We start from the raw sequence: 24,743 nt of genomic DNA, 5'->3' as shown, positions 1-24,743 counted from the left end.
AGGAACCTGTGCGAAAGGTTCCTTTTTTAATGGAGGTTGTGCTTCTTGAGTATTTTCTTTTGTTCGATTCCTTTTTTTCCTACATAGTTATTTTTATAACCAAAATATAGAATGAATAGAAATGAAATAACATTTACAATAGCGTCGATTTGATCGTTCGTAATAAAGTTTATTCCGAAAGAGGTAAATAGTAGCTTTAATGATAACAAAAAACCAGCTAGTAAACGTATAGCATCTGATAGATTTTCTTTTTGTAGCATATAGGTCACTCCTTTCTATAAACGATATATAGTATATATATGAAATAGAATAAAAAAAGGAATACAAGCTCTAGCGGAAATGTACATAGAATATGTACATTTTTTATTTGGTAGAAAAACATTATTGTTATAGAGACATATATTGGTATAGAAAGGAGAGGAAGTATGAAACATAAAGGGAAGATTAGTGGATTATTACTAGGGAATACTGTTGCTGTTACGGAATGGATTGCGCTTCAGGATGTAATTGCAAAATTAGATTCGCGATCATTTTATACTGTCTTTATTATTTATATTTTGCAACTGTTGCTAAGTTGTTACTTTGGCCATTGGTACGATAAAAGAGAAAACGGACGTATGAATATGGAAGTAGGGGGAATGGCAAGTAATGATTTTGTTGTTGATTTTTTTGAAAAAGTAGCTGCTTTATCTGAACGAGATTCTCGCAATATTACAGTGTACATTCTTTCCGTTAAAGAATGGGAGGGATTAAAGGAAACAGTGCAAGAAAAAAAGTTGGAAGCGTTAGTACAGAGAGTGGAGTCTACTATTGTAAAGACGATTCGAAAAGGTGATGTCGTTACAAAATGGGATGAAAATAAATATGTTATTGTAGCGATTGATAATGGTCATGAAAAATCAACAATAACACGACGATTAATGAAAAATATTGAAAGTGAAATAGAAAGTGGTTTATTAAGTGTGACGCTATTATTTGGGGCTGCTAGTTATCCAGTAGAAGGGAAAACTTTTGAAGAATTGTTAAGAAAGGCACAGAATCAATTGTACCAGTATAGAAATTTGAAAGACAATGAGTAAAACTTTGAGTTAAAGAAGTATGATATGAAGAAATTCGGATTGTAACATTTTTTTGACTTTTATTACAAAAACAACTTTTATTGTAATAAAAGTCTTTAAAAATATATGAAATAGGCATATAATTATGATGGATGTGTCAATGCATTTGCACAATGTGTTTCATTTTAAAAGTGTAGAGGAAAACATGCTCTACACTTTTCCTTTTTAGGAAAGGAAAAGAATATTTGTAAGTTGTTGCGAGGTAGTATTTGTACTGTGTAAAATGAACAAAGAGATTATTTGATAGAAAGCGGAAAGGGAATGATAGATGTGAGAGATCGACAATCATCTTTTATCAGGTGAATTATTATAGTTGTTCTTCTAATTATTATGGCTCTGGTGAATTCCATTGTATTTTAAGGTAATACATAGTGTGAGTAGAGAATGAAAAGTGCAAAGTGAAATATACTTAGTAGATGGACATGAAACTGCTACATAATTCAAAGAGAATAACGTGAAAAATAATTTCAAGTAATAAATGTGTACAAGCATGATAAACAATACTGATGATCTTTGTAAAAAAGATGCGAGTGTGAAGTGTATAGAAGGATTATATGATTTTTATAGCTTTTTTACACAAGGATCGTTTATAAGTAGGAGGAAAAGATGTTGAAATATAGTAAATTAGCAATTGTAGCCGCATTATCAATGGTTTTATTAGCGGGTTGTTTCGGGCCAAAACCAGAAGAGGAATTATATGTAGCATTTGAAAATGCTGCCAAGCAAGAAAAGACAATGTTTGAAGATGCAAAAAAACTTGAAACCTTAGAGAAAGAAGGACAAGAATTATATAACCAAATTGTTCAAGAAGGAAAAGATAATAATCAAGTCGTTAAAGAAAAGCTGAATCAAGCAGTAAAGAATACAGATGAACGAGAAAAAGTGCTTACAAAAGAAAAAGAAGCTTTAAATAAAGCACAAGAAGAAGTGAAGTCAGCTGATAAGTACGTAAAGAAAATTGAGGATAATAAATTAAAAGACAAAGCGGATAAAGTTAAAAGTGCGTATGAGAAAAGACATGAGTCATTTAACAAGATGTTTGATAGCTATAATAAATCTTTAAAGCAAGAAAAAGAGTTATATACGATGCTACAGGATAAAGGTACAAAATTAAAAGATATTAGTGAGAAAGTTAAAGTAGTAAATCAATCGTATAAGGATATTGAGTCAGAAAAAGATAAGTTTAATGAATTCACGAAATCTTATAATACAGAAAAAGTTGCATTTTACAAGCAAGCCAATATTAAAATTAAAGAAGAGAAAAAATAAAACAGTTTGGCCTAACATAGGCCAAACTGTTTTATTTTTTTGTATAAGTACGGCTATACCATGGAACAGGTTCACTTAATTTTTTTTCTTGTTTCAGTGCTTCAGGACCAATATAATCTTGAAGTGTTTTTTTGGAAACTGTTAAAGACAAGGTTGTTTTCGGGTTTCGGTAGGAGGATTCAAGATGACCAAGATGTGGTAGGTTTCGAAAATCTTCTTTCGTAGGAGGGATGTGGAAATAATAATCGCCTAACCGTATAAGAACATCAGATTGTTGTTGGCTAAAACGTGGATTTCTAGAGAAATGTAATCCTTCTTTAATTGCTTTTTTTTCGGCGATTAAACGCTCTAAAGCTGTCTTTTTTAACCAATATAAATATTTAGGGTTAGTTGCAGCTTTGGCATGACGATTCACAACGAAAATAGATTGAGCTAGTCGATTAATAGGATGTTGGTTTTGTAATTGAGATTGTGGTTGTGAAGGTTTCATATTGAATCTCCTTTCAATTTTTCATTATTATAACATAAATAAAAGAGGTTTTTATTATATGCAAAAAGTGATTGTATACATTTTCAATATTAAAGCAATATTGTTACAAAAAACAACTATTTTGTATAATAGTAATAGAATGTGTTTTGAAATTTGATAATGAAAGAGTGAGAAGTTTGAAAGAACTATTAAAACAACAATATGCCATTATAGATATTGGATCTAATACAATGCGTTTAGTTATTTATGAAAAGCAAAATGGAGGTTTTTATAAAGAAATTGAAAATACGAAAGTGGTTGCTCGGTTAAGAAATTATTTAATCGATGGTGTTTTGAATGAAGAAGGTAAAGAAGTATTGTTACAAACATTATTTCAATTTCAAGAAAGTACAAAATTCCATCAGCTGCATCATGTACTTTGTGTTGCAACGGCAACAATTAGACAGGCTGAGAATCAAGAGGAGATTAAAAAACTTGTTGAAGGACAAACAGACTTTACTCTTAGAGTGTTATCAGAATATGAGGAAGCACGTTACGGCTATTTAGCAGTTATGAATTCTACTTCGTTTTCGGAAGGAATAACAGTAGATATTGGTGGCGGAAGTACGGAAGTTACATATATTAAAAATAGAGAGATTATAGAGTACCATAGTTTTCCTTTTGGTGCGCTTTCTTTAAAACATCTATTTATTAAAGGTGATATTCCTACTAAAGATGAATTAGAGGAAATTCGAGAGTATTTAGAGTGTCAATTTCGAACGTTACCATGGTTAATTGATAAGAAATTGCCTCTTATTGCAATTGGTGGTAGTGCGAGAAACTTAGCAAAAATCCACCAAAATTTAATAAACTATCCTATAGCGGGAGTACATTTATACAAAATGAAAGAAGAAGATATTGAAAATGTAAAAGGCACATTAGAAAAACAATCGTTTATCGAACTTCAGAAAATGGAAGGATTGGCAAAAGATCGAGCTGATACAATTATTCCAGCGGTTGAAGTATTTCATAAACTTGTAAATATTATAGAAGCAACGGCATTTGTATTAAGCAAAAAAGGATTAAGAGAAGGTGTTTTCTATGAAGAGTTGACGAAAGATTTAGGGATTTCATATTATCCGAATGTAGTTGAAGAAAGCTTATATTTGTTATCACACGAATATGAAATGGATATGGAATTTGTCATTCAACTTATTAAACATGGAAGATTGATTTGTAAACAACTCGAAGAAATGGGACTGATTTCTGTTTCAATAAAAGACTGGGAAGCATTCCATCAAGCAGCGAAAGTATTTAACATTGGAAAATATATAGACGAAGAAGCGAGTCGTTTACACACGTTTTATTTATTGGCGAATAAAACAATTGATGGCATGATGCATAAAGATCGAGTGAGGTTAGCGCTTATTGCATCTTATAAATCAAAAATGCTATTTAAACAACATTTATCTCCATTTGAAGGTTGGTTTGATAAAAGCGAACAAAAAAAAATCCGCCTATTAGGGGCTGTTTTACAATTTTCAGTTGCTTTAAATGTAAGACAAAGATCGCTTGTTGATACAATATCCATAACAGAAAATAAGGAAGGATTAACGTTTAGAATTTTATGTGAGCAATCGGCATTAGCAGAAAAAGTACAAGCTGAAAAACAAAAAAAGCAGCTAGAAAGAGTGTTAAAAACGAATATTAACTTGTCATTTGAATGAAAATGTTAGGTTGTACGGATGTCTTTACAAAAAATTTACACTTTATAATATTGTAATTTGCTAAAATAAAAATAACTAAATTATAGTAAAAAAGTTTCAAAGGGAAGTGTGAAGAGAATGGAATTGTTGAAGGGGAACATCGTAAATTTAAATGATACAGCATATTATAATAACCGAGAGCTAAGTTGGTTAGCATTTAATGAACGTGTACTACAAGAAGCGCAAGATGAAAATAATCCACTCTTGGAAAGATTAAAGTTTATTAGTATTTTTAGCTCGAATTTAGATGAATTCTTTATGGTACGTGTAGCGGGTTTGAAAGATCAAGTGAGTGCTGGGTTTAATCAACCAGAAAATAAAGCTGGCTTAACACCAAAAAAACAATTAAATAAAATTGCGATAAAAGCCCATGAATTAATGACCGTACAATATGATACGTTTAAAAATTACGTATTGCCAGCGCTTGAATTAGAGGGGATTGAGCGTTTAACATTCCATGATTTGACGAAAGAACAGAGAGAATTTATAGAAGAGTATTTTGATGAGCAAATTTTTCCGGTTTTAACGCCTGTAGCTATCGATGCATACCGTCCATTTCCGATGTTATTAAATAAAAGTTTGAACTTAGCTACTCTTTTATATGATGAGAAGCAAGTGGAGGAAGAAAACCGTACGAAGTTAGGAATTGTGCAAGTTCCTTCATTACTTGAACGCTTCATATTTTTACCGAGTGAAGGGCAAAAGCATAAATTTATTTTATTAGAAGACGTAATTAGTAGTTTTACTCATAAATTATTCACAGGATATAAAGTATCATCTGTTACTCGTTTCCGTATTACACGTAATGCGGATTTAACAATTCATGAAGAGGGTGCGAGGGATTTATTAAAGGTAATTGAAAAAGAGTTGAAAAAGCGTAAGTGGGGAGCTGCTGTACGTTTAGAAGTTGGCAAAGAACACATTGATGAAAGAGTATTAACATTATTATACGAGGTGTTGGAAGTAAAAGATGAAGATGTATATATAATGGATGGACCGTTAGATTTAACATGTTTATTCTCTTTATATAAAAAATTAGCACCATTATATGAACATCTCATTTATCCAGCCCTTATTCCGCAACCACCTCAAGACTTAGGTGATGAGGAAGATGTATTTGAAAAGGCGATTGAGCATGATATTTTATTACATCATCCTTTTGAATCGTTTCAGCCAGTAGTTGATTTTGTCCGTGATGCGGCAGACGATCCGAATGTACTTGCGATTAAACAAACATTATATCGAGTAAGTGGTGATTCTCCGATTATTCAGGCACTAAAAGTAGCAGCTGAAAAAGGAAAACAAGTCACAGTGTTGGTGGAGTTAAAAGCAAGGTTTGATGAAGAGAATAATGTTCATTGGGCTAAAGAATTAGAACAGGCTGGGTGTCACGTTATTTACGGTGTAAGTCACTTGAAAACGCATAGTAAAATTACGCTAGTTGTAAGAAGAAAAAACGGAAAAATCGAAAGATTCGTACATCTTGGAACCGGAAATTATAATGATGCAACAGCAAAGCTATATACCGATTTTGGCTATATTACATCACGAAAAGACTTTGGGGTCGATGCAACAAATTTCTTTAATTATTTAAGTGGTTATACAACGAAACCGCATTTTCACCATTTATCAGTTGCACCATTTGATATAAGAGAGCAATTTATGGATTTAATAGATGAAGAAATTCGTTATCATAGGCAATATGGAAATGGCTATATTATCGCTAAGATGAATTCACTAACGGATAAACCATTAATAAAAAAAATGTATGAAGCATCACAAGCGGGAGTAAAGGTAGAGCTCATCGTTCGAGGAACATGTTGTTTAAGACCTGGTATTCCAAATGTAAGTGAAAATATTCGTGTAGTTAGTGTTGTAGGAAGATATCTAGAACATAGCCGTATTTATTATTTCCATCATAATGGAGAGGAGAAAATATATTTATCTTCAGCTGATTGGATGACGCGAAATATGGAGAAACGAGTAGAAATATCCTTCCCAATTCTAGATATTGAAATGAAAGCAAGAATAAAGGCGATTTTACAGCTTACTTTAGCAGATAATGTGAAAACACGCGAACAAAATAAAGACGGTGACTACTATTATGTTATTAATAGTGGTGCAGAAGAGATTGATAGCCAAGTGAAGTTGTTTAAGATGGCGTATCAAAATACAGATGCTGAATAGCAAGAACAAAGTAAAAAACCTCTTATTAATAAGAGGTTTTTTACTTTGTTCTCTACTTATTATACGTTCTCAAAATAGAAGAATGTGTAGAGAGAATAGTTTTTATTGTAAGCATATTAATCGATTGTCTAATAGAGAGAATAGCGTTGGTAGAATTGTTGGCATACATTAATAATAGTATGGTTGTTGACAAGGTCCACCATAACAAGGATAAGGTGCTGGTGGCGGGTAAGGTGGTGGATAAGGTGGATAAAATGGTCTAGGGCCGAAAGCTAATGCTCCGCCGAGCAATCCACCAGCAATTCCAGCTAGAAATGGAACGCCAAAAAACGGAAAGAATCGTGAGTCGCCTACTGGGCCAATAGGTGCTGAACGAACTGGGATTGGTTGATAATATGGATACATGAACAAACCTCCTTTATTGGACTCACTTTTATCATATGGTAAACGAAACGTGGATGAGCGCGTACAAGAAAGGATATGTAAGAAAATAGGCGAATTATTACGAATGTTGTAGGGTGAAGAGTGTAATTTCAGGTTTTGACATAAACCGGAATGGGACACGTGTTCTTCCAAGTCCGCGATTGACATAGAGAGATAAGTCTTGAATGGAATAGAAGCCTTCAATGTAGTGTTTGGCAAGTGATGGGGTAACGATAGCACCTAAAAAAGGGATTTTTACTTGTCCGCCGTGGCTATGACCAGAAAGTTGCAAGTTGATTGGATATGTAGCAATTTGTGGCGCAATATCTGGCTCGTGAACAAGAACAATGTTATAAGTATTTTGCCGCGCTTGTTGTAGTGTTTCCGCTATTTTTGGTTTGCCAAGTAGTATATCATCGAGTCCGAAAATAGAAATTTCACTATTATCCAGTAGACGAATTCGTTTTTCGCTATTTTGTAATAGTTCAAATCCAGATTCACGCATGATGTGATCATAGTATTCAGTTCCATATCCGCCGTGATCATGGTTACCATAAATAGCAAATTTACCGAAGGGTGCTTGTATATTCTTTAAAATGGATGCAACGAAAGGAGTGTCAGTATATGTTTGGTAATTATCAATGAGATCACCAGTAAAAAGGACAATATCTGGGTTTGCAGCATTAATCTTAGAAATGATTTGAGATAAATGTTGGAGCGAGAAATAGTATCCGAGATGTAAATCGCTAAATTGAAGAATCTTCATACCATGAAAACTTTTTGGTATGAGCTGTGATTTTAGTGTGTGCTCTGTAAAAGAGATCATATGCGGCTCTATGTATTTAGCGTAATAGTAACCGATACTAGTGGTTATAAATGAATATAGACAAGTGCGTATTCCATTTTTTAAAAAATTTCTTCTTGTAATTTGCTTCATAAAAGTATGAGTATACCTATTTGATTTATATTATGTGTTTTCGTTCCATATACAGGCTACTCAAATCTCCTTTCAGTTTTTTTAATATATTTAAAATAATAAAGAAGTAGTATAGCTTACGGAAAAATGAATGAAAAGAAGTCTCTTTAAGTTAAAATATCAGAAAAATTTAAAAATATAAAGATTTCTATCAAATAAAATGATAAAATGAATGTGTATTCATTTTTGGGAGGGATATATGTGAAAGAGAAGGTAGTAATTATAACAGGTGGATCGAGTGGAATGGGAAAAGGAATGGCAACTCGTTTTGCGAAAGAAGGGGCACGAGTTGTTATTACAGGGCGTACAAAAGAAAAACTGGAGGAAACAAAGTTAGAAATTGAACAGTTTCCAGGGCAAATATTGCCTGTACAAATGGATGTACGAAATACTGAAGATATTCAGAAAATGATTGAACATATTGATGAAAAGTTCGGACGAATTGATATTTTAATAAATAATGCAGCTGGCAACTTTATTTGTCCAGCAGAAGATTTATCTGTGAATGGCTGGAATTCGGTCATTAATATTGTGTTAAATGGTACATTTTATTGCAGTCAAGCTGTCGGGAAGTATTGGATTGAGAAAGGTATAAAAGGAAATATCATTAATATGGTAGCGACATATGCATGGGATGCAGGTCCAGGAGTTATTCATTCGGCTGCAGCAAAAGCTGGCGTATTAGCAATGACTAAAACGCTTGCTGTTGAGTGGGGACGTAAATATGGAATACGAGTTAACGCTATCGCACCAGGGCCGATTGAACGTACGGGCGGTGCTGATAAATTATGGATTTCAGAAGAAATGGCTAAGCGTACACTACAAAGTGTGCCACTTGGAAGACTAGGTACGCCAGAAGAAATTGCGGGTCTAGCTTATTATATATGTTCAGATGAAGCTGCATACATAAATGGAACATGCATGACAATGGATGGAGGACAACACTTGCATCAATATCCATTTTAAGAGGGATGACCAAATGAATGTTTGATTCATTTTTTGCGGTAAAATGTGACGGAATTGTGACATGTGAAAGAAATGTATTTACAAGAGGTCATATATACGGTATATTTAAGACCTCTTTTTTCTTCATAGTAGAATTGCTAATTCCCCTTAGCATTTTACCCCTCTAATCCCTTCAGGAAAACTGAAGGGATTTTTTATTATTTTTCCGTAAATATCGTGTTATAATTTTTGAAAAGTAAAGGGAGGGAAGCACGTTGATAGATGCATTAGATGTAATGAGTAACTTGGATAAAGTCCTTCCTTATTATCAAGCTATTTTTAGTGCTGATGAACATACAGTAATTGGATATGAAGTAGTAGGACGTATTCAAACAGAAGAGGGCATACAAAGTTTAGCTTCGTTCTTTCATGATGATTCTATTCCAAGTGAGTTTCAACTGGAAGCGGATAATATTATAGTAGAAAAAGCTTTAAACCGTTATTTAGAAAGCAATCAAAAATTGTTATTATTTATACATCGAAATGCTAACGTATTAATGAATGACGAAGATGAAAGTTTACTTCAACTTTTATTGATGTATGAAAAACAAGGTTTAAATTTGAACCACATTGTTTTAGAGATAACAGAGCATGAATGTAAAGAAGATATTGAGCAATTTAATCATTTGCTTATGTATTATCGTACATATGGTATTCAGATTTCGATTAATAAAGTTGGAACGGGTACAAGTAATTTAGAACGTATTAGCGTGTTAGCACCTGATATTTTAAAAGTAGATTTAACAAACTTAAGGCAAACTGCACTTATACAATCTTATCAAGATATTTTATATTCCTTATCTTTACTTGCAAGAAGAATTGGTGCAACGTTGTTATATGAAGAAATTGATGCTTTTTATCAACTACAATATGCTTGGAAAAACGGTGGTAGATACTATCAAGGTAATTATTTAAAAGAATGTTTACCTGATTTTATTGAAACGAATGTTTTAAAAGAGAGACTTGGTAATGAATGTCATCAATTTATTCAGCATGAGAAAAAGAAGTTGCAAAAAATTTATCATTTAACAGAGATGTTACGTGATCGAATTGGTGATGTTCTGTCAAAACAAAAAAAGAATGAAGATATAAATGATTGGTTATTACAATTTAGCCAAAGTATATCACAATGTAGTTTTCGCATATTTATTTGCAATGAAGATGGTTTTCAACAATCGGGTAATGTTATGAAAAAAGATGGGGAATGGATTGTTATGCCGGAGTATTATATGAAGAACTGGAGTTGGCGTCCGTATTTTCTTGAGAATATTATGAAAATGCGTTTTGAAAATAAGGCGAGACTTTCAGATTTATATGCCGATATTGAAACTGGTGAAATGGTACGAACATTTTCTTTCCCGATTGATGATGAAAACTTTTTATTTATAGATTTATCTTATGAATATTTATATGAAGAAGATGTTTTATTTTAATGCACGAAGAGATTCGTGCATTTTTTTGTTTGTTTTTATCAGAAATTGGTAATAGTGAAAATGGTGATGAAAATGCTGTCTATCGTTGTAAAGATTTTACGAACGAAACCATCCCTTTCTTTGCATAATCATTGTTACAATGAATACTACAAAGACAAGTTCTTTTAAAAGGAAGGTGAAAAAATGAGGAAATATGGAATATGGCTTGTTCTATTTGTATGTGTTGCCTTTCTAGTTGGTTATAGTGTTACAACTGTTTTAGGAAAAGAGGAATTGAAAGTCGATCGGAAAGACGTGTTTACAACGATACAAAAAGGCTATGAAACCCAATTTTCAATTCGCGGGAAGCATTTGCCGATGAATAAGATGATAGAGACGTTATCACCGTATTTTACAGATAATTTCCTTCAAGTATTTACAGATGAAAATAGTAGAAGTGATAAACAAAGTGGTGAATATTTACTTCCAGCAAAAGAAGCACCGTTTTCTTTTAATTCGGAAACGAAAATGGCGTATGATGAAGAGCATAAAAATTTATATGTATATGAGCGGGCGAAAAGTGGACAATATCAAATTGTAACATTGAAAAGGGATCAAGATAAATGGAAATTAGCAGGGTATCATGAAAGCCAAGAACTTTTAACTGAAATAAAAAGGTTACAACAATTATAAAGTGCAACTTTAATCAGTGGGGGCTTTATATCCCACTGATTATTAGCTTTCATCAATCGGGAGTTTTACTGCCCATAAATAGCGGGATAAAAATAGGAATAGGTATTTACCTATTCCTATTCTATATTGAGTAGCTGTTGTAATTTTTCGATTTGAAAACCTGCAACCACTTCACCGTCGATTACAACTGTTGGAGTTGAATAGGAATCATAGTCGTATAAAAGACGATCGCGAGCAGCAGCGTCTTTTTTTACGTCAAATTCTTCATATACAACGTTATTATGCTTTAAAAATTCTTTCACAATGACACATGGCGGACAATCAGGTTGTGTGTAAACCTCAATTTTTTTCATTGTAATTCCTCCTTTTTTCTGTTTTTTATTATATTATTCCATTATGAAAATCGCAATAAAGAAGGAAAAAGATGTTCTTTCTGTGTTTTCCTTCGCATTTCGACAAATTTTTAGTTGAGTTTCTGGCCAATAACCTTTATCCTAGACTGTGGAACATTTTTTCTGTTATGACGGATAGAATGAGTATAGCTGTAAAACCTATTGGTAGGAAGATTAGAGAAAGGAGAGATTTCATGTCTCTACTCCAAGGAATTTTAACACGACTTGTTAGTCTACAAGAACAAGCTGTAAGCGGTGAAGTAGCACAACGCTATTTTGAAGTGAACGGTGAGCGCAAATGTAGCGTGAAATTTTTCGATAAAAGTGAAATGTATGAATTAGAAGTGTATCAACAAGGTGAAAAACCTCAAGTGTATCAATTCGATAATATCGATATGGTTGCAATTGAGATTTACGATATCATTTCTTGATACATATAAAAAAGGTACTGCCTATGGCAGTACCTTTTTTAGTTCTTTTACTTTCCAGTATATATGTATAGGAATTTTTCGTTTTTCCTACAATGGTAATAAAGTGAGACTTTAATCAGTGGAAGTGCTTATTATCGACTGATGATTGGACTACATCAATCAGGAGTTTTACTGCTCGAAAATAGCGTGATAAAAATAAATAGGAGGTGTGTTATGTGGAACGTTTACCAGTTGTGATCTGTCCTAATTGCCACAATTCTGCAGAGATTATTCATGTATTAACGGCTCAATCGAATCAAAATGTAATTTATACTTGCCAAGTTTGTCATTTTGTAATGCGAAATATTGAGACGAATAAAGGATAGTAAGTTATAATTTTTGTTTTTGTCCCATACAATGAGAATACGAAAAGTCTGTCTAATGGAAAGGACGTGACTATGTGGACGGTGGGCATAAATTCTATAATGTTTCAGAGAGACATTTGAATTTTGATACGGTCTTTAACCGCATTTGTAGTTTCATTGAAAAGGATCCACGAAATTTATATCGATTATCTATTGGGACAGACTCACAAGCACATCAAAAAGATACGAGATTTATTACGGCAATCCATATTCACCGTGTTGGAAAAGGGGCTTGGGGATGTTTACACCATAGGTCAGTAAAAGATAAGCCGGCAACATTACGGGAGAAAATATATTTAGAAACACAGTTTAGTCAAGAAATCGCTTGCCTATTTACTCCTAACCATATACAAACCATATGGGATTTATTGCATCCATATGCTCAAGATGGGGCTGGGTTCATAATGGAAATTCATTTGGACATAGGGAATGATGGTTTAACAAAAGAATTTATTTTAGATATGACAGCGAAAATTCAAGCGATGGGATTAACTGCAAAAATTAAGCCGGATGCTTATGCGGCATTTAGCTATGCAAATCGATATACGAAATAATTTTTATAAGGTTACAATTGTTACATGTTTTTATTAAAAACTGAATATTACATCTACTAAATAAGTTGGAAATTTTATATAATGAGAGTAACGATGGGATTATAAGGAGAGGGGTATATGCAAAGGGAATTTGTTTTAACGAAAGAAGAAGAAAGTTTGTTACTAGATATTTTATTTCAACAAAATTATGCGAGTGAAATTTTAGCTGTAGAACTTACAGATATTGAGAATGGTTTGAAACAGACAGATGTGACGCAATATAAAAAAATCACAAGGTTATTTTACAGATTAAAAAATAAAGGGTATTAAGTGCTACCGTAATGGTAGTCTTTTTTTTGTGTTGTATGCTAAAATAGCTGTGTAATTGTATTTTTATTGAAATAAAGTTAGGACAAAATAATAATATGAAAACGCTGTCATAAAATAAGAATAGAATCGGTGAATATAAGCAGGAAAAAGGGAAAATGGGGGATGTAACATGATTAGTATTCCAAAAGACGAGTTTCAGCAAATTCTTGTGAAAGATTTAATGATTTCATCAGAAAAAGTAGCACATGTCCAAATTGGGAATGGATTAGAGCATGCTTTACTCGTTCTTGTGAAATCTGGATATTCGGCAATACCTGTTTTAGACCCAATGTATAAATTACATGGGTTGATTAGTACTGCTATGATTTTAGATGGTATGTTAGGGTTAGAGCGCATTGAGTTTGAAAGACTTGATGATATGAAAGTAGAACAAGTGATGAAGGAAGATATTCCGGTTCTTAAGTTAGAAGATTCATTTGCAAAAGCTTTAGAAATGACAATTGATCATCCTTTTATTTGTGCTGTAAATGAAGAAGGGTATTTCGAGGGGATTTTAACACGTAGAGCTATTTTAAAATTATTGAATAAAAAAGTACGGCAGCATAATCGATAGACAATAGGAGGAAAGTGACTTCATAGAAACGGAGAAGTCACTTTTTTTCGTGCATATCAGTTGTGTATGTATTATATTTAAAAAGACATAAAACATAAGGAAAGTTCGAACTGAAAAATTGTATTTTTTGTATAAAAGTATTCAGTTAAATTCAGGATGAAAAGCTTATTGAAATAAGGTGTATGGAAGCTAAGGAAAGAGGGAGAAAGTTGCAAATTGATGATTTTCAAATGATGGTTGTGTTAGCCCAGGAATCAAATATGAGAAAAGCGGCGGAACGTTTATTTGTTTCCCAACCTGCGCTTAGTCAACGATTACAATCTATGGAGAAACAATGGGGAATGAAATTTTTTATTCGTTCACAAAAAGGATTGACAATTACACCTGAAGGGGAAAAAGTCGCAAATTATGCAAAAGAAATGTTACAAAGAGAAGAGAATATTAAGAGCGAACTGGCAGTTTTTAGAACGGAAACATATGGAACGTTAAAAATAGCTGTTGCATCGGTTATTGGTCAATATTGGCTCCCTCCTGTGTTGAAAAAGTTTGTACAAAAGTATCCTTCTGTGAAAATATCGCTGTTTACTGGCTGGAGTAGTGAAGTGCAAAAGCAATTTTATGAGGGCGATGTTCATGTAGCTATATTAAGGGGATCACAGGAATATAAAGGACAAAAGCAACAATTATTTGAAGATGAATTATATTTAGTCGATAAAGAAATAAAAGATATTTCGATGTTAAAAGAAACAAATAGACCATTTATTCAATTTAAAAGTGATTCGACTTATTATGGTCAAATACAAAATTGGTGGTATGGGTTATTCTCTAACCCACCTAAGCGAACAATTGTAGTTGATCAAATTGAGACGTGCAAACAACTTGTTCTAAATGGTATAGGTTATGCATTATTGCCTTCTACAGTATTAAAAGAAGTGCAGGAAAATATGTATAAAACACCTGTTCAATTAACGAGAGAAACATGGTTGTTAACGAGTGAATCAGCAAGACAATTGAAGCAAGTACAAGCGTTTTTAGAAATTATAGAAGAAATTCAAAGGGAAAAATAAGATTATTGTCTTGCTACTCGCTCTATCGTTTGGTAGAGTAACAATATAAATGGATTTAGGAGGCAACAAGAATGAAAATGATGGACGCTAACGAAATTATTTCGTTTATTCAAAAAAGTGAAAAGAAAACTCCTGTAAAGGTATACATAAAAGGGGATTTAAAAGAAGTAACGTTCCCTGAAACAGTACAAGCATTTGTAAATAAAAAATCTGGTGTAGTATTCGGAGAATGGTCTGAAATTAAGACAATTCTTGATGAAAATAGCAAGCACATTGTTGACTATGTAGTTGAGAACGATCGTCGTAATTCTGCAATCCCATTGCTTGATTTAAAAGGTATTAAAGCTCGTATTGAGCCAGGCGCAATTATTCGTGACCACGTTGAAATTGGTGACAACGCTGTTATCATGATGAATGCAACAATTAACATCGGTGCTGTAATTGGCGAAGGTACTATGATCGACATGAACGCAGTGCTTGGTGGACGTGCAACGGTTGGCAAAAACTGTCATGTAGGTGCAGGTGCTGTACTTGCGGGTGTTATTGAGCCACCTTCTGCAAAACCAGTTATCGTTGAAGACGATGTTGTAATTGGTGCAAATGTAGTTGTTTTAGAGGGCGTTACAGTAGGTAAAGGTGCAGTTGTAGCAGCAGGAGCTGTTGTAACAGAAGATGTGCCTCCATATACAGTTGTTGCGGGAACTCCAGCACGTGTAATTAAAGAAATTGATGAGAAGACAAAAGCGAAAACTGAAATCAAACAAGAGCTTCGTCAATTAAACCCAGAGAAATAAAAAACAAAAAGCGTAAGAGCATAAATAGGCTCTTACGCTTTTTATAGATAGAGGTGCAAAAATGACAGTAAGCAAATTTGTCCAAGTTCGTAGAGATTTACACAAAATCCCGGAAATTGGATTTAAAGAGTGGAAAACACAACAGTACATTTTAGAGTATATAGAAACACTTCCTAACGAATATTTGGAAGTGAGAACATGGAAAACAGGTGTAATTGTTAAAGTAAATGGGAAAAGCCCAGAGAAAATAATAGGTTATCGTGCAGATATAGATGGTTTGCCAATAACAGAGGAAACTGGATACGAATTTGCTTCTGTACATGAAGGAATGATGCATGCATGTGGACATGATTTGCATACAACAATTGGTCTAGGCCTCCTAACAGCAGCTGTGAGTGAAAGAATAGATGATGACCTTGTGTTTCTATTCCAGCCGGCAGAAGAAGGTCCAGGTGGCGCTCTTCCTATGTTAGAAAGTGAAGAGCTAAAAGGATGGAAGCCTAATATAATTCTTGGTCTTCATATTGCACCAGAATACGCTGTAGGAACAATTGCGACAAAAGAAGGTCTGTTATTTGCGAATACATCAGAATTATATGTTGATTTAAAAGGAAAAGGTGGACATGCGGCTTATCCACATACTGCGAATGATATGATTGTTGCAGCCAGTCACCTTGTTACACAACTTCAATCCGTTATTAGTCGTAATGTGAATCCTCTTGACAGTGCGGTAATTACAATTGGAAAAATAACAGGTGGTACAGTTCAAAATATTATCGCAGAAAAATCTCGTTTAGAAGGAACGATTCGAACATTATCAGTGGAATCAATGAAGCGTGTGAAAAGCAGAATTGAGGCAATTGTTGCAGGTATCGAAGCTTCTTTCCAGTGTGAGGCGATTATAGATTACGGAGCAATGTATCATCAAGTATATAACCACGAAGAGTTAACGAGAGAGTTTATGCAATTTGTACATAAACAAACTGATATGAATGTTATTACATGTACTGAGGCAATGACAGGTGAAGATTTTGGTTATATGCTTCGAGAAATCCCTGGATTTATGTTTTGGCTTGGAGTAAATTCAGAATATGGTTTACATCATGCGAAATTAAAACCAGACGAAGAAGTGATTGAAAAGGCAATTACATTTTTAAGCCAATATGTAAAGTGGAAAGGAAATAGAAAATAAAACTTCCGCTCTCTTGAAGGTTCCAAAAAACTTTTTGTTCTGAGGTGTAAGTAACGCTCGTATAGATTGATTTTAGACATTTACATACAAATGAAAGAATTAAAGTTAATTGTACTGTTTTAATAATGAGCAGGGGGTTTTAGCCACTGCTCATTATTAATTATTTGACTAACTTATATATGTTTACTTTTAGTATGAAAAGTGTGTAAAATCAATGTGAAACATAGAAAAAAGGGTGGGGAATTACGTGCAAATTAGCAGTGCGATTTTATGTTTCGTCTTATATGCGTATGTTATTATTGCGGCGGTTTATTTTGGGATAAGTTTTTATGCCTATCGTCTAGTAGATAATAATGAATATGACGAAACATACAAATGGGTGAAGAGATATTTATCACCTGTACTAGAAATTATGAATGGGTTTGTGCTCTTTTTATTTATTGGATTAATTGCTTTCTCAACGAGTTTAGTAGGGAATAAAACTACATTATTTGTACTAGGTATCATTATTTTTATGCTGCTAGGTATACGAATTGGTAATACGGTCTTTTGGAATGAAAGAAAAGTAGATGGTTGGACGGGAATGTTAATCCCGTGTATGCTAGCTGCAATCGTGACAAATATAGAGCATGAATATTATCAATTACACTTTTGGCTTATTATCGTTTTAACGATTCTTTCTGTTTTGTATATAAGTACAGTAGTACTAACATACATTGCATATGAAAAAGGAGATGTTCAAGGTACCCGCTTCTTTAGAGGGCGAGCACTATTCTGGAGTGTGCCAACAATGGCGGTTATCGGGATTATTGCGATATTAGTGAATGGATACCAATTTTCTAATTGGCAACTGTTGTTAGAAAATTGGTGGATTTTCATCGTTTCATTTATTGCTTTTTTAGGCGCAACGCATTATTTATTCCATCAACATCATTACATATGGGCGCTTGTATTTGCTTTTACGCAGCTTCTATTTGCTTTTTTCGGCCAAGAAACGTTATTGTTCGTTTTTGAAACATTTAGTTCGTTTGGAAATATATTTGTATTTGGTATGTTACTTGTTGGTATCGCCTTTTATTTACAACAATATTTTTATATACAAAAACAAAAATAAGTATGATTTACACGTTTTTGTGACGTAAATAAAGTATGTTACAATGAAAATACATAGTACTTGAAGTTATTGGAGGAATTCCTGTGAGTGAGAAAGAAAAAGAATTTGCTGTCATCGGGCTTGGGCGTTTCGGTGGAAGTATTTGCCGAGAACTAGCTCAATTAGGTATGGAAGTAATGGCAATTGATTCAGATGAGGATAAAATTAATGAGTTTGCAAATATAGCTTCACATGCTGTAATTGCAGATTCAACAGATGAGATGGTATTGAAAAGTCTCGGTATTCGTAATTTTGATCATGTAGTCGTTGCTATTGGAGATAATTTAAATTCAAGTATTTTAACAACGTTAATTTTGAAAGAGTTAGGTGTAAAAAATATTACTGTAAAAGCTCAAAATGACTATCATGAAAAAGTATTAAGTAAGATAGGTGCAGATCACATTGTACATCCAGAGCGTGATATGGGAAAACGGATTGCTAATAATATTGCATCAAGTAATGTATTAGACTATCTTGAGCTTTCAGATGAGCATAGTATTGTAGAGATTATTGCAAATAAAAAAATTGATGGGCACTCTTTAATTGAATTAGATATTCGTGCGAAGTTTGGATTGAATATTGTAGCAATTAAACGTGGTAAAGAAGTTATCGTCTCTCCTCGAGCTACGGAAAATATTCAAGCGGGGGATATATTAATTGTAATTGGTCATGATGACGAAGTAGATCGTTTTAAACACTTTTTAAGATAAGAGAAAAGGACAATGCCATGAAGGCATTGTCCTTTTTCTTATATTTCCATAATGATTGGTAAAATCATTGGGCGACGTTTCGTTTTTTCGTATAGGAATGGTGCTAATGTGTCTGTAATCTCATTTTTAATTTCAGACCATTGTGTTGTTTTCCGTTCCATTACTTTTTCTAAATGTGTTGTAATCAATGTTTGAGCATCGTTGATTAAATCGCTGCTTTCACGCATATAAACGAAACCACGCGAGATGATATCAGGTCCTGCTGCAACTTTAAATTCCTTCATATCAATGCTTACAACTACAATTACAAGCCCTTCTTCAGAAAGGATGCGACGATCGCGTAATACGATATTACCGATATCTCCAATACCATTTCCATCGATATAGACAGAACCAGATGGAATTTTTCCAGCTACACTTGCTTCATCTGAACGCAAGGCAAGAACATCTCCGTTATCCATGATGAAACAGTTCTCTTCTGGAATACCGCAATCATTCGCTAATTTCATATGCATACGTTGCATACGATATTCACCATGAATTGGCATGAAATACTTTGGTTTAATTAGACGTAGCATTAGTTTTTGCTCTTCTTGTCCGCCATGTCCACTCGTATGAATGTTTGACAGCTTGCCATGGACTACATTAGCACCAGCACGATACAACATGTTAATTGTACGGCTTACACTAATTGTGTTACCAGGGATTGGTGAAGAAGAGAAAACAACTGTGTCGCCAGGAATAATTTGAATTTGACGATGAGTACCATTCGCAATACGGGAAAGTGCTGCCATTGGTTCACCTTGACTACCAGTACATAAAATAACCACTTTATTAGCTGGTAGGCGGTTTAGTTGAGATGTGTCTATGAATGTATCTTTTGGACATCGGATATACCCAAGGTTTTGTCCAATCTCGATAGCTGCTTCCATACTTCGACCAAATACAGCTACTTTACGATTATTTTCAACAGCAGCCTCAACAACTTGTTGTAAGCGATGGATATTCGATGCAAAGGTTGCGAAGATAATACGACCTTCTACTTTGCGGAATATATCTTGAATACTATCGCCAACACGGCGCTCAGACATCGTAAAGTTTGGAACTTCACTGTTTGTACTGTCAGATAAGAGACAAAGTACACCGTCTTTTCCGATTTCAGCCATTTTTGTTAAATCTGCTGGCTCACCGACTGGTGTGAAATCGAATTTGAAATCACCTGTATGAACGACTTGTCCTTGAGGTGTTTTCACAACAACTCCGTATGAATCCGGAATACTGTGAGTTGTACGGAAGAAGGAAACAGATGTCTTTTTAAATTTAATAACATCATCTTCTTGAATTTCATAAAGCTTCGCTTTACGAAGTAATCCGTGCTCTTCTAATTTGTTTTTTATTAGTGCAATTGCTAATTTTCCACCGTAAATTGGAATGTTTACTTGACGTAATAGATAAGGGATTCCACCGATATGATCTTCGTGACCATGTGTAATGAATAATCCTTTAATTTTATCTTCGTTTCGCACAAAATAAGTGTAATCAGGTATTACATAATCGATCCCGAGGAGTTCGTCTTCTGGAAATTTAATTCCAGCGTCAATTATAATAATTTCATCTTGAAATTGAACAGCATATGTATTTTTACCGATTTCACCAAGACCACCGAGAGCAAAAACGGCAACTTGATCATTTTTTAGAAATTTCATATGGCTATACAATCTCCGCTAATACTAAATCAGCGTTTTGTTTTTCATATTCAAGATGAGCGCCAGTAACAGACTGAACAAACTCGATATTATATGCGAACTTATTTAATTTTTTACGAACATCCTTTTCAGACGTAGCCTCTAAATATACAACTTTTGTATTTTCACGTACTGGGACCTCAGTTAATTTTTCTTGATAAAATACTTTAAAAATCATTTGGAAAACCTCTCCTTGTCTATGTTTTGCATTATCTGTTACTTATTATAAAGCAAACAGTCACGATTTTCATGTTTTTTCGAATGAGAATGAAGAAAAAGCCCGAAATGGGCATAATTTAAGCGATTGTCTTCTTCCGGACTAAATCGTTTAAATAACGCTTAAGCTTTTTCTTCAGCTTCTTCAGCATGATTACTCCTTCCTTTCCTTATTCTAAACATGCATATTACTAGTGAAAACTCTATCTCTGACATAAGAAAGAGGGGAAAGTGAATGGAAAACCTTGTCCTTTCTCATACAGTGAAAGTTATTCTATAGTAACGATTAGTAGCCGTTAGTTATAGATATAGTATGAGGAAGAATGGAAAAGAAAATTCATTAGAACAAGTATTCACCTTTTTTACTAATATATATATGCATGTTTCATAAATAAGGTCAGAAAGTGAACGCTTTCTTCACAGATGTTTAATATGTTATACTTTTTTTTAGAATTTGAAAAGCGATTATCAAAATAGGAGTAAAGAGTGCCAGAAAGGGTTTTGACAAATGAATGATAAAATTGTCTTTTTTGATATTGATGGAACATTATTAGATCACGATAAAAAAATTCCGCAATCTACACGAGATGCAGTAAGACATTTGCAGGAAAAAGGGGTGCATGTAGCAATTGCGACAGGACGCGCACCGTTTATGTTTGAAGATATTCGTAAGGAACTCAATATACATAATTATGTTAGTTTTAATGGACAGTATGTTGTCTTTGAAGATGAAGTAGTATTTAATAATCCGTTACACCCAGCTGCCTTGCATAAGTTTACTCAGTTTGCAAAACAAGAAGGATATCCACTTGTATATCTTGATCATCAAGAAATGAGAGCGACAGTGGAATATCATGATTATGTGAAAGAAGGTTTTGGAAGCTTGCAGTTCGAGCATCCGGCATATGAACCTGATTTTTACGAAAAACGCGATATTTATCAAACGCTTCTTTTTTGTGAAGTAAATGAAGAGGAAAAGTTTATTAATCAATATCCAGATTTTCATTTTATTCGTTGGCATGCGTATTCAATGGATATCATTCCTAATGGTGGTTCTAAGGCAAAAGGGATTGAGAAGTTCATTGAAAAATTAGGATTTAGCCGTGAACAAGTGTATGCATTTGGGGATGGTTTAAACGATTTAGAAATGATTGAAGCAGTTGGGACAGGCATTGTGATGGGGAATGGTCATGAAGATTTGAAAAAACTTGCAAATCATGTGACAAAGGATGTAAGTGAAGACGGTATATATCATGGATTAAAATGGGCTGGCTTGTTATAAGTAAATATGGAACCCATTTCATAAAATAAAGGGGCGGGAGATTAATTCCCGCCTTTTTATTATTAGCGCTCTAAAGGTTTTGAATCATCAGGAGCGGCAAAAGGATTTTCTTTATTGATATGGTCATAGAACATAACACCATTTAAATGGTCAATCTCGTGCTGGAATACGATTGCTGGTAAACCTTTTAAACGTAATTTTACTTCTTCTCCGTTAATAGAAGTCGCTTTTACTGTAATTCTTGTATAACGAGGAACATAACCAGGTACTTCGCGGTCTACAGATAGACAGCCTTCACCACCCTGTAAATATGTACGTTCAACAGAATGGCTAATGATTTTTGGATTGAATAATGCATGGCTATATAATGTACCGTCCGCATCGGTTACATGAACTGCAATCATTTTTTTTGAAACACCGATTTGCGGAGCCGCTAATCCGATTCCAGGGCGTAAACTATATTTTTCAGCCATTTCAGGATCTTGGCTATTTATTACAAATTCAATCATTTCTTTTAAGGTAGTTGTATCTTTTTCGCTTGCCGGTAATGACACCTCTTCTGCAACGTTGCGCAAAATAGGATCTCCTTCGCGAATAACATCTTTCATTGTAAGCATATGTAATCTCTCCTTTCCTCTTTAGTCTACCAAAGGAGATGGAAAAAGTCATCGGCAAGAAAGGGAAGGCATTTTGGAAATCGTTCTATTATAGAGTATTTATGTATGTGATAAAAAGAAAAAGACGGCAAAGCCGTCTTTTTCTTTCCATAGTTGTTTCGTTTTACATTAGCGAATGCAAGCAGCACCAACGATAATTAAAAGAATAAACAACACAACGATTAAGGCGAAGCCGCGTCCAGACCCGCCACAAGAACCGCCATAACCGTAGGAAGGATATGAACAAGTTGGATAGCAATATGAGTATCCGTACATGAGATGACCTCCTTTATCATTTCCCGCTAATACTGCGGTTACTATAATGTATGGAAGAGAGGGGAGAAATGTATAGGTATTTACCTAAAAAAGGAAGGATAGTTTGTATATTTTTGTTACGAAGAGAGAAAAACTAAAGAGAATTAAATCGTTTACATATTATTCTAAGAGAAAAAATAAGTGAAAAAGGGAATAATATAACAGTAGGTCAACGCTTACTAATACAGATGTAAAAAATAAAAACACGTTTGTGTAGTAGAAACCTGCATATTATTTATAAAAAAACGTATTCAAAGTAATTGACATCGTAATTAGAATAGTTGTAAACTAAAAAACGTGATCAAGATTGTATTAATATGTTTCTGAAAAAACATTAGTACAGATTGTTAGGTACACAAAATTATTCTCAACCGACAGATAAACATGTTGGTTTACATCGTTGCGCTTTTTAAACTGGAAAATAGCCAGTGAAAGCGTTTCAGAATATGGTTCAAGAGAGGAAGAGGTGAACGGAATGGGTACTAAAACAAAAAAGACCCTATTTAATGTTGATGAGCAAATGAAAGCTATCGCAGCTCAATTTGAAACATTACAAATTTTAAATGAAAACGGTGAAGTTGTGAATGAAGCAGCTATGCCTGAATTATCTGATGATCAATTAAAAGAATTAATGCGTCGTATGGTGTATACTCGCGTATTAGATCAACGTTCTATTTCTTTAAACCGTCAAGGACGTTTAGGTTTCTACGCACCTACAGCTGGACAAGAAGCTTCTCAATTAGCGAGTCATTTCGCACTTGAAGCAGAAGACTTCATCTTACCAGGATACCGTGATGTACCACAATTAGTATGGCACGGACTTCCATTATATCAAGCATTCTTATTCTCTCGTGGACACTTCATGGGTAACCAAATGCCTGAGAATGTAAATGCATTAGCTCCACAAATCATTATCGGTGCGCAAATCATCCAAACTGCTGGTGTTGCGTTAGGTATGAAACTACGTGGTAAAAAATCTGTTGCAATTACTTACACTGGTGACGGTGGTGCTTCACAAGGTGACTTCTACGAAGGTATGAACTTTGCGGGTGCATTCAAAGCTCCAGCAATCTTCGTTGTTCAAAACAACCGTTATGCAATCTCTACTCCAGTAGAAAAGCAATCTGCAGCTAAAACTGTAGCACAAAAAGCAGTAGCAGCAGGTATTTACGGAATTCAAGTAGACGGTATGGATCCATTAGCTGTATACGCAGCAACTGCTTTCGCTCGTGAGCGCGCAGTAAATGGCGAAGGCCCTACTTTAATCGAGACTTTAACATTCCGTTATGGTCCACATACAATGGCTGGTGATGACCCAACTCGTTACCGTACAAAAGATATCGAAAACGAATGGGAACAAAAAGACCCAATCGTACGCTTCCGTAAGTTCTTAGAAGCTAAAGGCCTATGGTCTCAAGAAGTTGAAGAGACAGTAATCGAAGAAGCAAAAGAAGATATCAAACAAGCAATTGCTAAGGCTGACCAAGCTCCAAAACAAAAAGTAACTGATTTAATGGAAATCATGTACGAAAAAATGCCTTACAACTTAGCTGAACAATATGAAATCTACAAAGAAAAGGAGTCGAAGTAAG

General features: G+C 34.0%; 29 protein-coding genes. 20 read left to right on the top strand and 9 right to left on the bottom strand.

The features are described 5' to 3' along the window. Positions 1–26 precede the first annotated feature (26 nt). Positions 27–260: an SPP1 phage holin family protein gene (locus tag JDS95_RS04470; RefSeq protein ID WP_000939445.1), complete on the bottom strand. Its 234-nt coding sequence runs from the start codon at positions 258–260 to the stop codon at positions 27–29. Positions 261–425: 165 nt separating this feature from the next. Between JDS95_RS04470 and JDS95_RS04465 the strand changes: the two genes are divergently transcribed. After that, a complete protein-coding gene (locus tag JDS95_RS04465) occupies positions 426–1,079 on the top strand; it encodes a diguanylate cyclase domain-containing protein (RefSeq protein WP_000680808.1) in 654 nt (217 codons plus the stop codon). 645 nt (positions 1,080–1,724) lie between these two features. Beyond that, positions 1,725–2,387 (top strand): YkyA family protein, encoded by a 663-nt coding sequence (locus JDS95_RS04460; RefSeq protein ID WP_144467035.1) that lies wholly within the window; start codon positions 1,725–1,727, stop codon positions 2,385–2,387. Positions 2,388–2,418: 31 nt separating this feature from the next. On the opposite strand, the gene JDS95_RS04455 is transcribed toward JDS95_RS04460, so the two are convergent. Continuing rightward, on the bottom strand, positions 2,419–2,877 hold the full coding sequence (locus JDS95_RS04455) for a YkyB family protein (RefSeq protein WP_000804859.1): 459 nt from the start codon (positions 2,875–2,877) through the stop codon (positions 2,419–2,421). Positions 2,878–3,053: 176 nt separating this feature from the next. Here JDS95_RS04455 and JDS95_RS04450 point away from each other — a divergent pair, with 176 nt between their 5' ends. Continuing rightward, positions 3,054–4,583, top strand: coding sequence for a Ppx/GppA family phosphatase (locus JDS95_RS04450; RefSeq protein WP_199690294.1), 1,530 nt, complete (start codon positions 3,054–3,056; stop codon positions 4,581–4,583). Positions 4,584–4,700: 117 nt separating this feature from the next. After that, complete coding sequence (locus tag JDS95_RS04445) at positions 4,701–6,809, top strand: polyphosphate kinase (protein WP_000421684.1); 2,109 nt, start codon at positions 4,701–4,703, stop codon at positions 6,807–6,809. A gap of 168 nt (positions 6,810–6,977) precedes the next feature. Here JDS95_RS04445 and JDS95_RS04440 read toward each other — a convergent pair whose 3' ends face one another. Both JDS95_RS04440 and JDS95_RS04435 read right to left on the bottom strand, forming a co-directional pair. Further along, positions 6,978–7,214, bottom strand: coding sequence for a hypothetical protein (locus tag JDS95_RS04440; protein ID WP_000283739.1), 237 nt, complete (start codon positions 7,212–7,214; stop codon positions 6,978–6,980). 97 nt (positions 7,215–7,311) lie between these two features. Continuing rightward, positions 7,312–8,169, bottom strand: a complete 858-nt coding sequence (locus JDS95_RS04435; RefSeq protein ID WP_002039478.1) for a metallophosphoesterase — start codon at positions 8,167–8,169, stop codon at positions 7,312–7,314. 240 nt (positions 8,170–8,409) lie between these two features. On the opposite strand from JDS95_RS04435, the gene fadH reads away from it, so the two are divergent. From fadH to JDS95_RS04415, 4 genes are all read left to right on the top strand, one after another. Then, positions 8,410–9,174 carry a 2,4-dienoyl-CoA reductase gene (fadH, locus tag JDS95_RS04430; protein WP_000660910.1) on the top strand — a complete coding sequence of 255 codons (765 nt, stop codon included), beginning with the start codon at positions 8,410–8,412 and terminating at the stop codon, positions 9,172–9,174. A gap of 254 nt (positions 9,175–9,428) precedes the next feature. Next, positions 9,429–10,646, top strand: coding sequence for an EAL domain-containing protein (locus JDS95_RS04425; RefSeq protein WP_000564311.1), 1,218 nt, complete (start codon positions 9,429–9,431; stop codon positions 10,644–10,646). Continuing rightward, complete coding sequence (locus tag JDS95_RS04420) at positions 10,646–10,774, top strand: hypothetical protein (RefSeq protein ID WP_000544074.1); 129 nt, start codon at positions 10,646–10,648, stop codon at positions 10,772–10,774. The genes JDS95_RS04425 and JDS95_RS04420 overlap by 1 nt, the downstream gene beginning before the upstream one ends. Positions 10,775–10,829: 55 nt before the next feature. Beyond that, complete coding sequence (locus JDS95_RS04415) at positions 10,830–11,318, top strand: DUF3993 domain-containing protein (RefSeq protein ID WP_001233803.1); 489 nt, start codon at positions 10,830–10,832, stop codon at positions 11,316–11,318. Positions 11,319–11,434: 116 nt separating this feature from the next. Here JDS95_RS04415 and JDS95_RS04410 read toward each other — a convergent pair whose 3' ends face one another. Continuing rightward, positions 11,435–11,671, bottom strand: a complete 237-nt coding sequence (locus tag JDS95_RS04410) for a glutaredoxin family protein (protein ID WP_016135269.1) — start codon at positions 11,669–11,671, stop codon at positions 11,435–11,437. A 233-nt stretch (positions 11,672–11,904) separates the two neighbouring features. Between JDS95_RS04410 and JDS95_RS04405 the strand changes: the two genes are divergently transcribed. From JDS95_RS04405 to JDS95_RS04360, 10 genes are all read left to right on the top strand, one after another. Further along, positions 11,905–12,141 (top strand): YkuJ family protein, encoded by a 237-nt coding sequence (locus JDS95_RS04405; protein WP_000055152.1) that lies wholly within the window; start codon positions 11,905–11,907, stop codon positions 12,139–12,141. Positions 12,142–12,356: 215 nt separating this feature from the next. Beyond that, positions 12,357–12,506, top strand: a complete 150-nt coding sequence (locus JDS95_RS04400; RefSeq protein WP_000440536.1) for a hypothetical protein — start codon at positions 12,357–12,359, stop codon at positions 12,504–12,506. A 74-nt stretch (positions 12,507–12,580) separates the two neighbouring features. Continuing rightward, a complete protein-coding gene (locus JDS95_RS04395; RefSeq protein WP_000348650.1) occupies positions 12,581–13,099 on the top strand; it encodes a ribonuclease H-like YkuK family protein in 519 nt (172 codons plus the stop codon). Positions 13,100–13,216: 117 nt separating this feature from the next. Beyond that, a complete protein-coding gene (gene abbA, locus JDS95_RS04390) occupies positions 13,217–13,408 on the top strand; it encodes an antirepressor AbbA (protein WP_001188532.1) in 192 nt (63 codons plus the stop codon). Between the two features lie 169 nt (positions 13,409–13,577). Further along, entirely contained in the window at positions 13,578–14,021 is a 444-nt protein-coding gene (gene cbpB / locus JDS95_RS04385) for a cyclic-di-AMP-binding protein CbpB (protein WP_000623575.1), read from the top strand. Between the two features lie 182 nt (positions 14,022–14,203). Then, a complete protein-coding gene (locus JDS95_RS04380; RefSeq protein ID WP_002039481.1) occupies positions 14,204–15,088 on the top strand; it encodes a LysR family transcriptional regulator in 885 nt (294 codons plus the stop codon). Positions 15,089–15,159: 71 nt separating this feature from the next. After that, complete coding sequence (dapD, locus tag JDS95_RS04375) at positions 15,160–15,882, top strand: 2,3,4,5-tetrahydropyridine-2,6-dicarboxylate N-acetyltransferase (protein ID WP_199690293.1); 723 nt, start codon at positions 15,160–15,162, stop codon at positions 15,880–15,882. Positions 15,883–15,943: 61 nt separating this feature from the next. Then, positions 15,944–17,074 (top strand): N-acetyldiaminopimelate deacetylase, encoded by a 1,131-nt coding sequence (locus JDS95_RS04370; protein WP_000218680.1) that lies wholly within the window; start codon positions 15,944–15,946, stop codon positions 17,072–17,074. Between the two features lie 247 nt (positions 17,075–17,321). Beyond that, positions 17,322–18,188, top strand: coding sequence for a hypothetical protein (locus tag JDS95_RS04365; RefSeq protein ID WP_001167326.1), 867 nt, complete (start codon positions 17,322–17,324; stop codon positions 18,186–18,188). Positions 18,189–18,271: 83 nt separating this feature from the next. Next, positions 18,272–18,937 carry a potassium channel family protein gene (locus tag JDS95_RS04360; protein WP_001290442.1) on the top strand — a complete coding sequence of 222 codons (666 nt, stop codon included), beginning with the start codon at positions 18,272–18,274 and terminating at the stop codon, positions 18,935–18,937. Between the two features lie 38 nt (positions 18,938–18,975). Here JDS95_RS04360 and rnjA read toward each other — a convergent pair whose 3' ends face one another. Beyond that, the gene (rnjA, locus tag JDS95_RS04355) at positions 18,976–20,643 is read right to left on the bottom strand and encodes a ribonuclease J1 (protein WP_000670378.1); all 1,668 of its coding nucleotides are present in this window, start codon (positions 20,641–20,643) and stop codon (positions 18,976–18,978) included. Positions 20,644–20,647: 4 nt separating this feature from the next. Further along, on the bottom strand, positions 20,648–20,860 hold the full coding sequence (locus JDS95_RS04350; protein WP_000576438.1) for a DNA-dependent RNA polymerase subunit epsilon: 213 nt from the start codon (positions 20,858–20,860) through the stop codon (positions 20,648–20,650). A 546-nt stretch (positions 20,861–21,406) separates the two neighbouring features. On the opposite strand from JDS95_RS04350, the gene JDS95_RS04345 reads away from it, so the two are divergent. Then, a complete protein-coding gene (locus JDS95_RS04345) occupies positions 21,407–22,180 on the top strand; it encodes a Cof-type HAD-IIB family hydrolase (protein WP_000998284.1) in 774 nt (257 codons plus the stop codon). 62 nt (positions 22,181–22,242) lie between these two features. Here JDS95_RS04345 and def read toward each other — a convergent pair whose 3' ends face one another. Then, complete coding sequence (gene def / locus JDS95_RS04340) at positions 22,243–22,797, bottom strand: peptide deformylase (protein WP_000957051.1); 555 nt, start codon at positions 22,795–22,797, stop codon at positions 22,243–22,245. A gap of 168 nt (positions 22,798–22,965) precedes the next feature. After that, complete coding sequence (locus JDS95_RS04335) at positions 22,966–23,112, bottom strand: YjcZ family sporulation protein (RefSeq protein ID WP_000274562.1); 147 nt, start codon at positions 23,110–23,112, stop codon at positions 22,966–22,968. 514 nt (positions 23,113–23,626) lie between these two features. Between JDS95_RS04335 and pdhA the strand changes: the two genes are divergently transcribed. Further along, the gene (gene pdhA / locus JDS95_RS04330; RefSeq protein WP_000536895.1) at positions 23,627–24,742 is read left to right on the top strand and encodes a pyruvate dehydrogenase E1 component subunit alpha; all 1,116 of its coding nucleotides are present in this window, start codon (positions 23,627–23,629) and stop codon (positions 24,740–24,742) included. Position 24,743 lies beyond the last annotated feature (1 nt).

The organism is Bacillus cereus group sp. N24, from assembly GCF_016483345.1.
Classification (GTDB): Bacteria; Bacillota; Bacilli; order Bacillales; family Bacillaceae_G; genus Bacillus_A; species Bacillus_A toyonensis.
The sequence above is the reverse complement of the archived record's forward strand: the minus strand, read 5'-3'. Positions and strand labels throughout refer to the sequence as shown.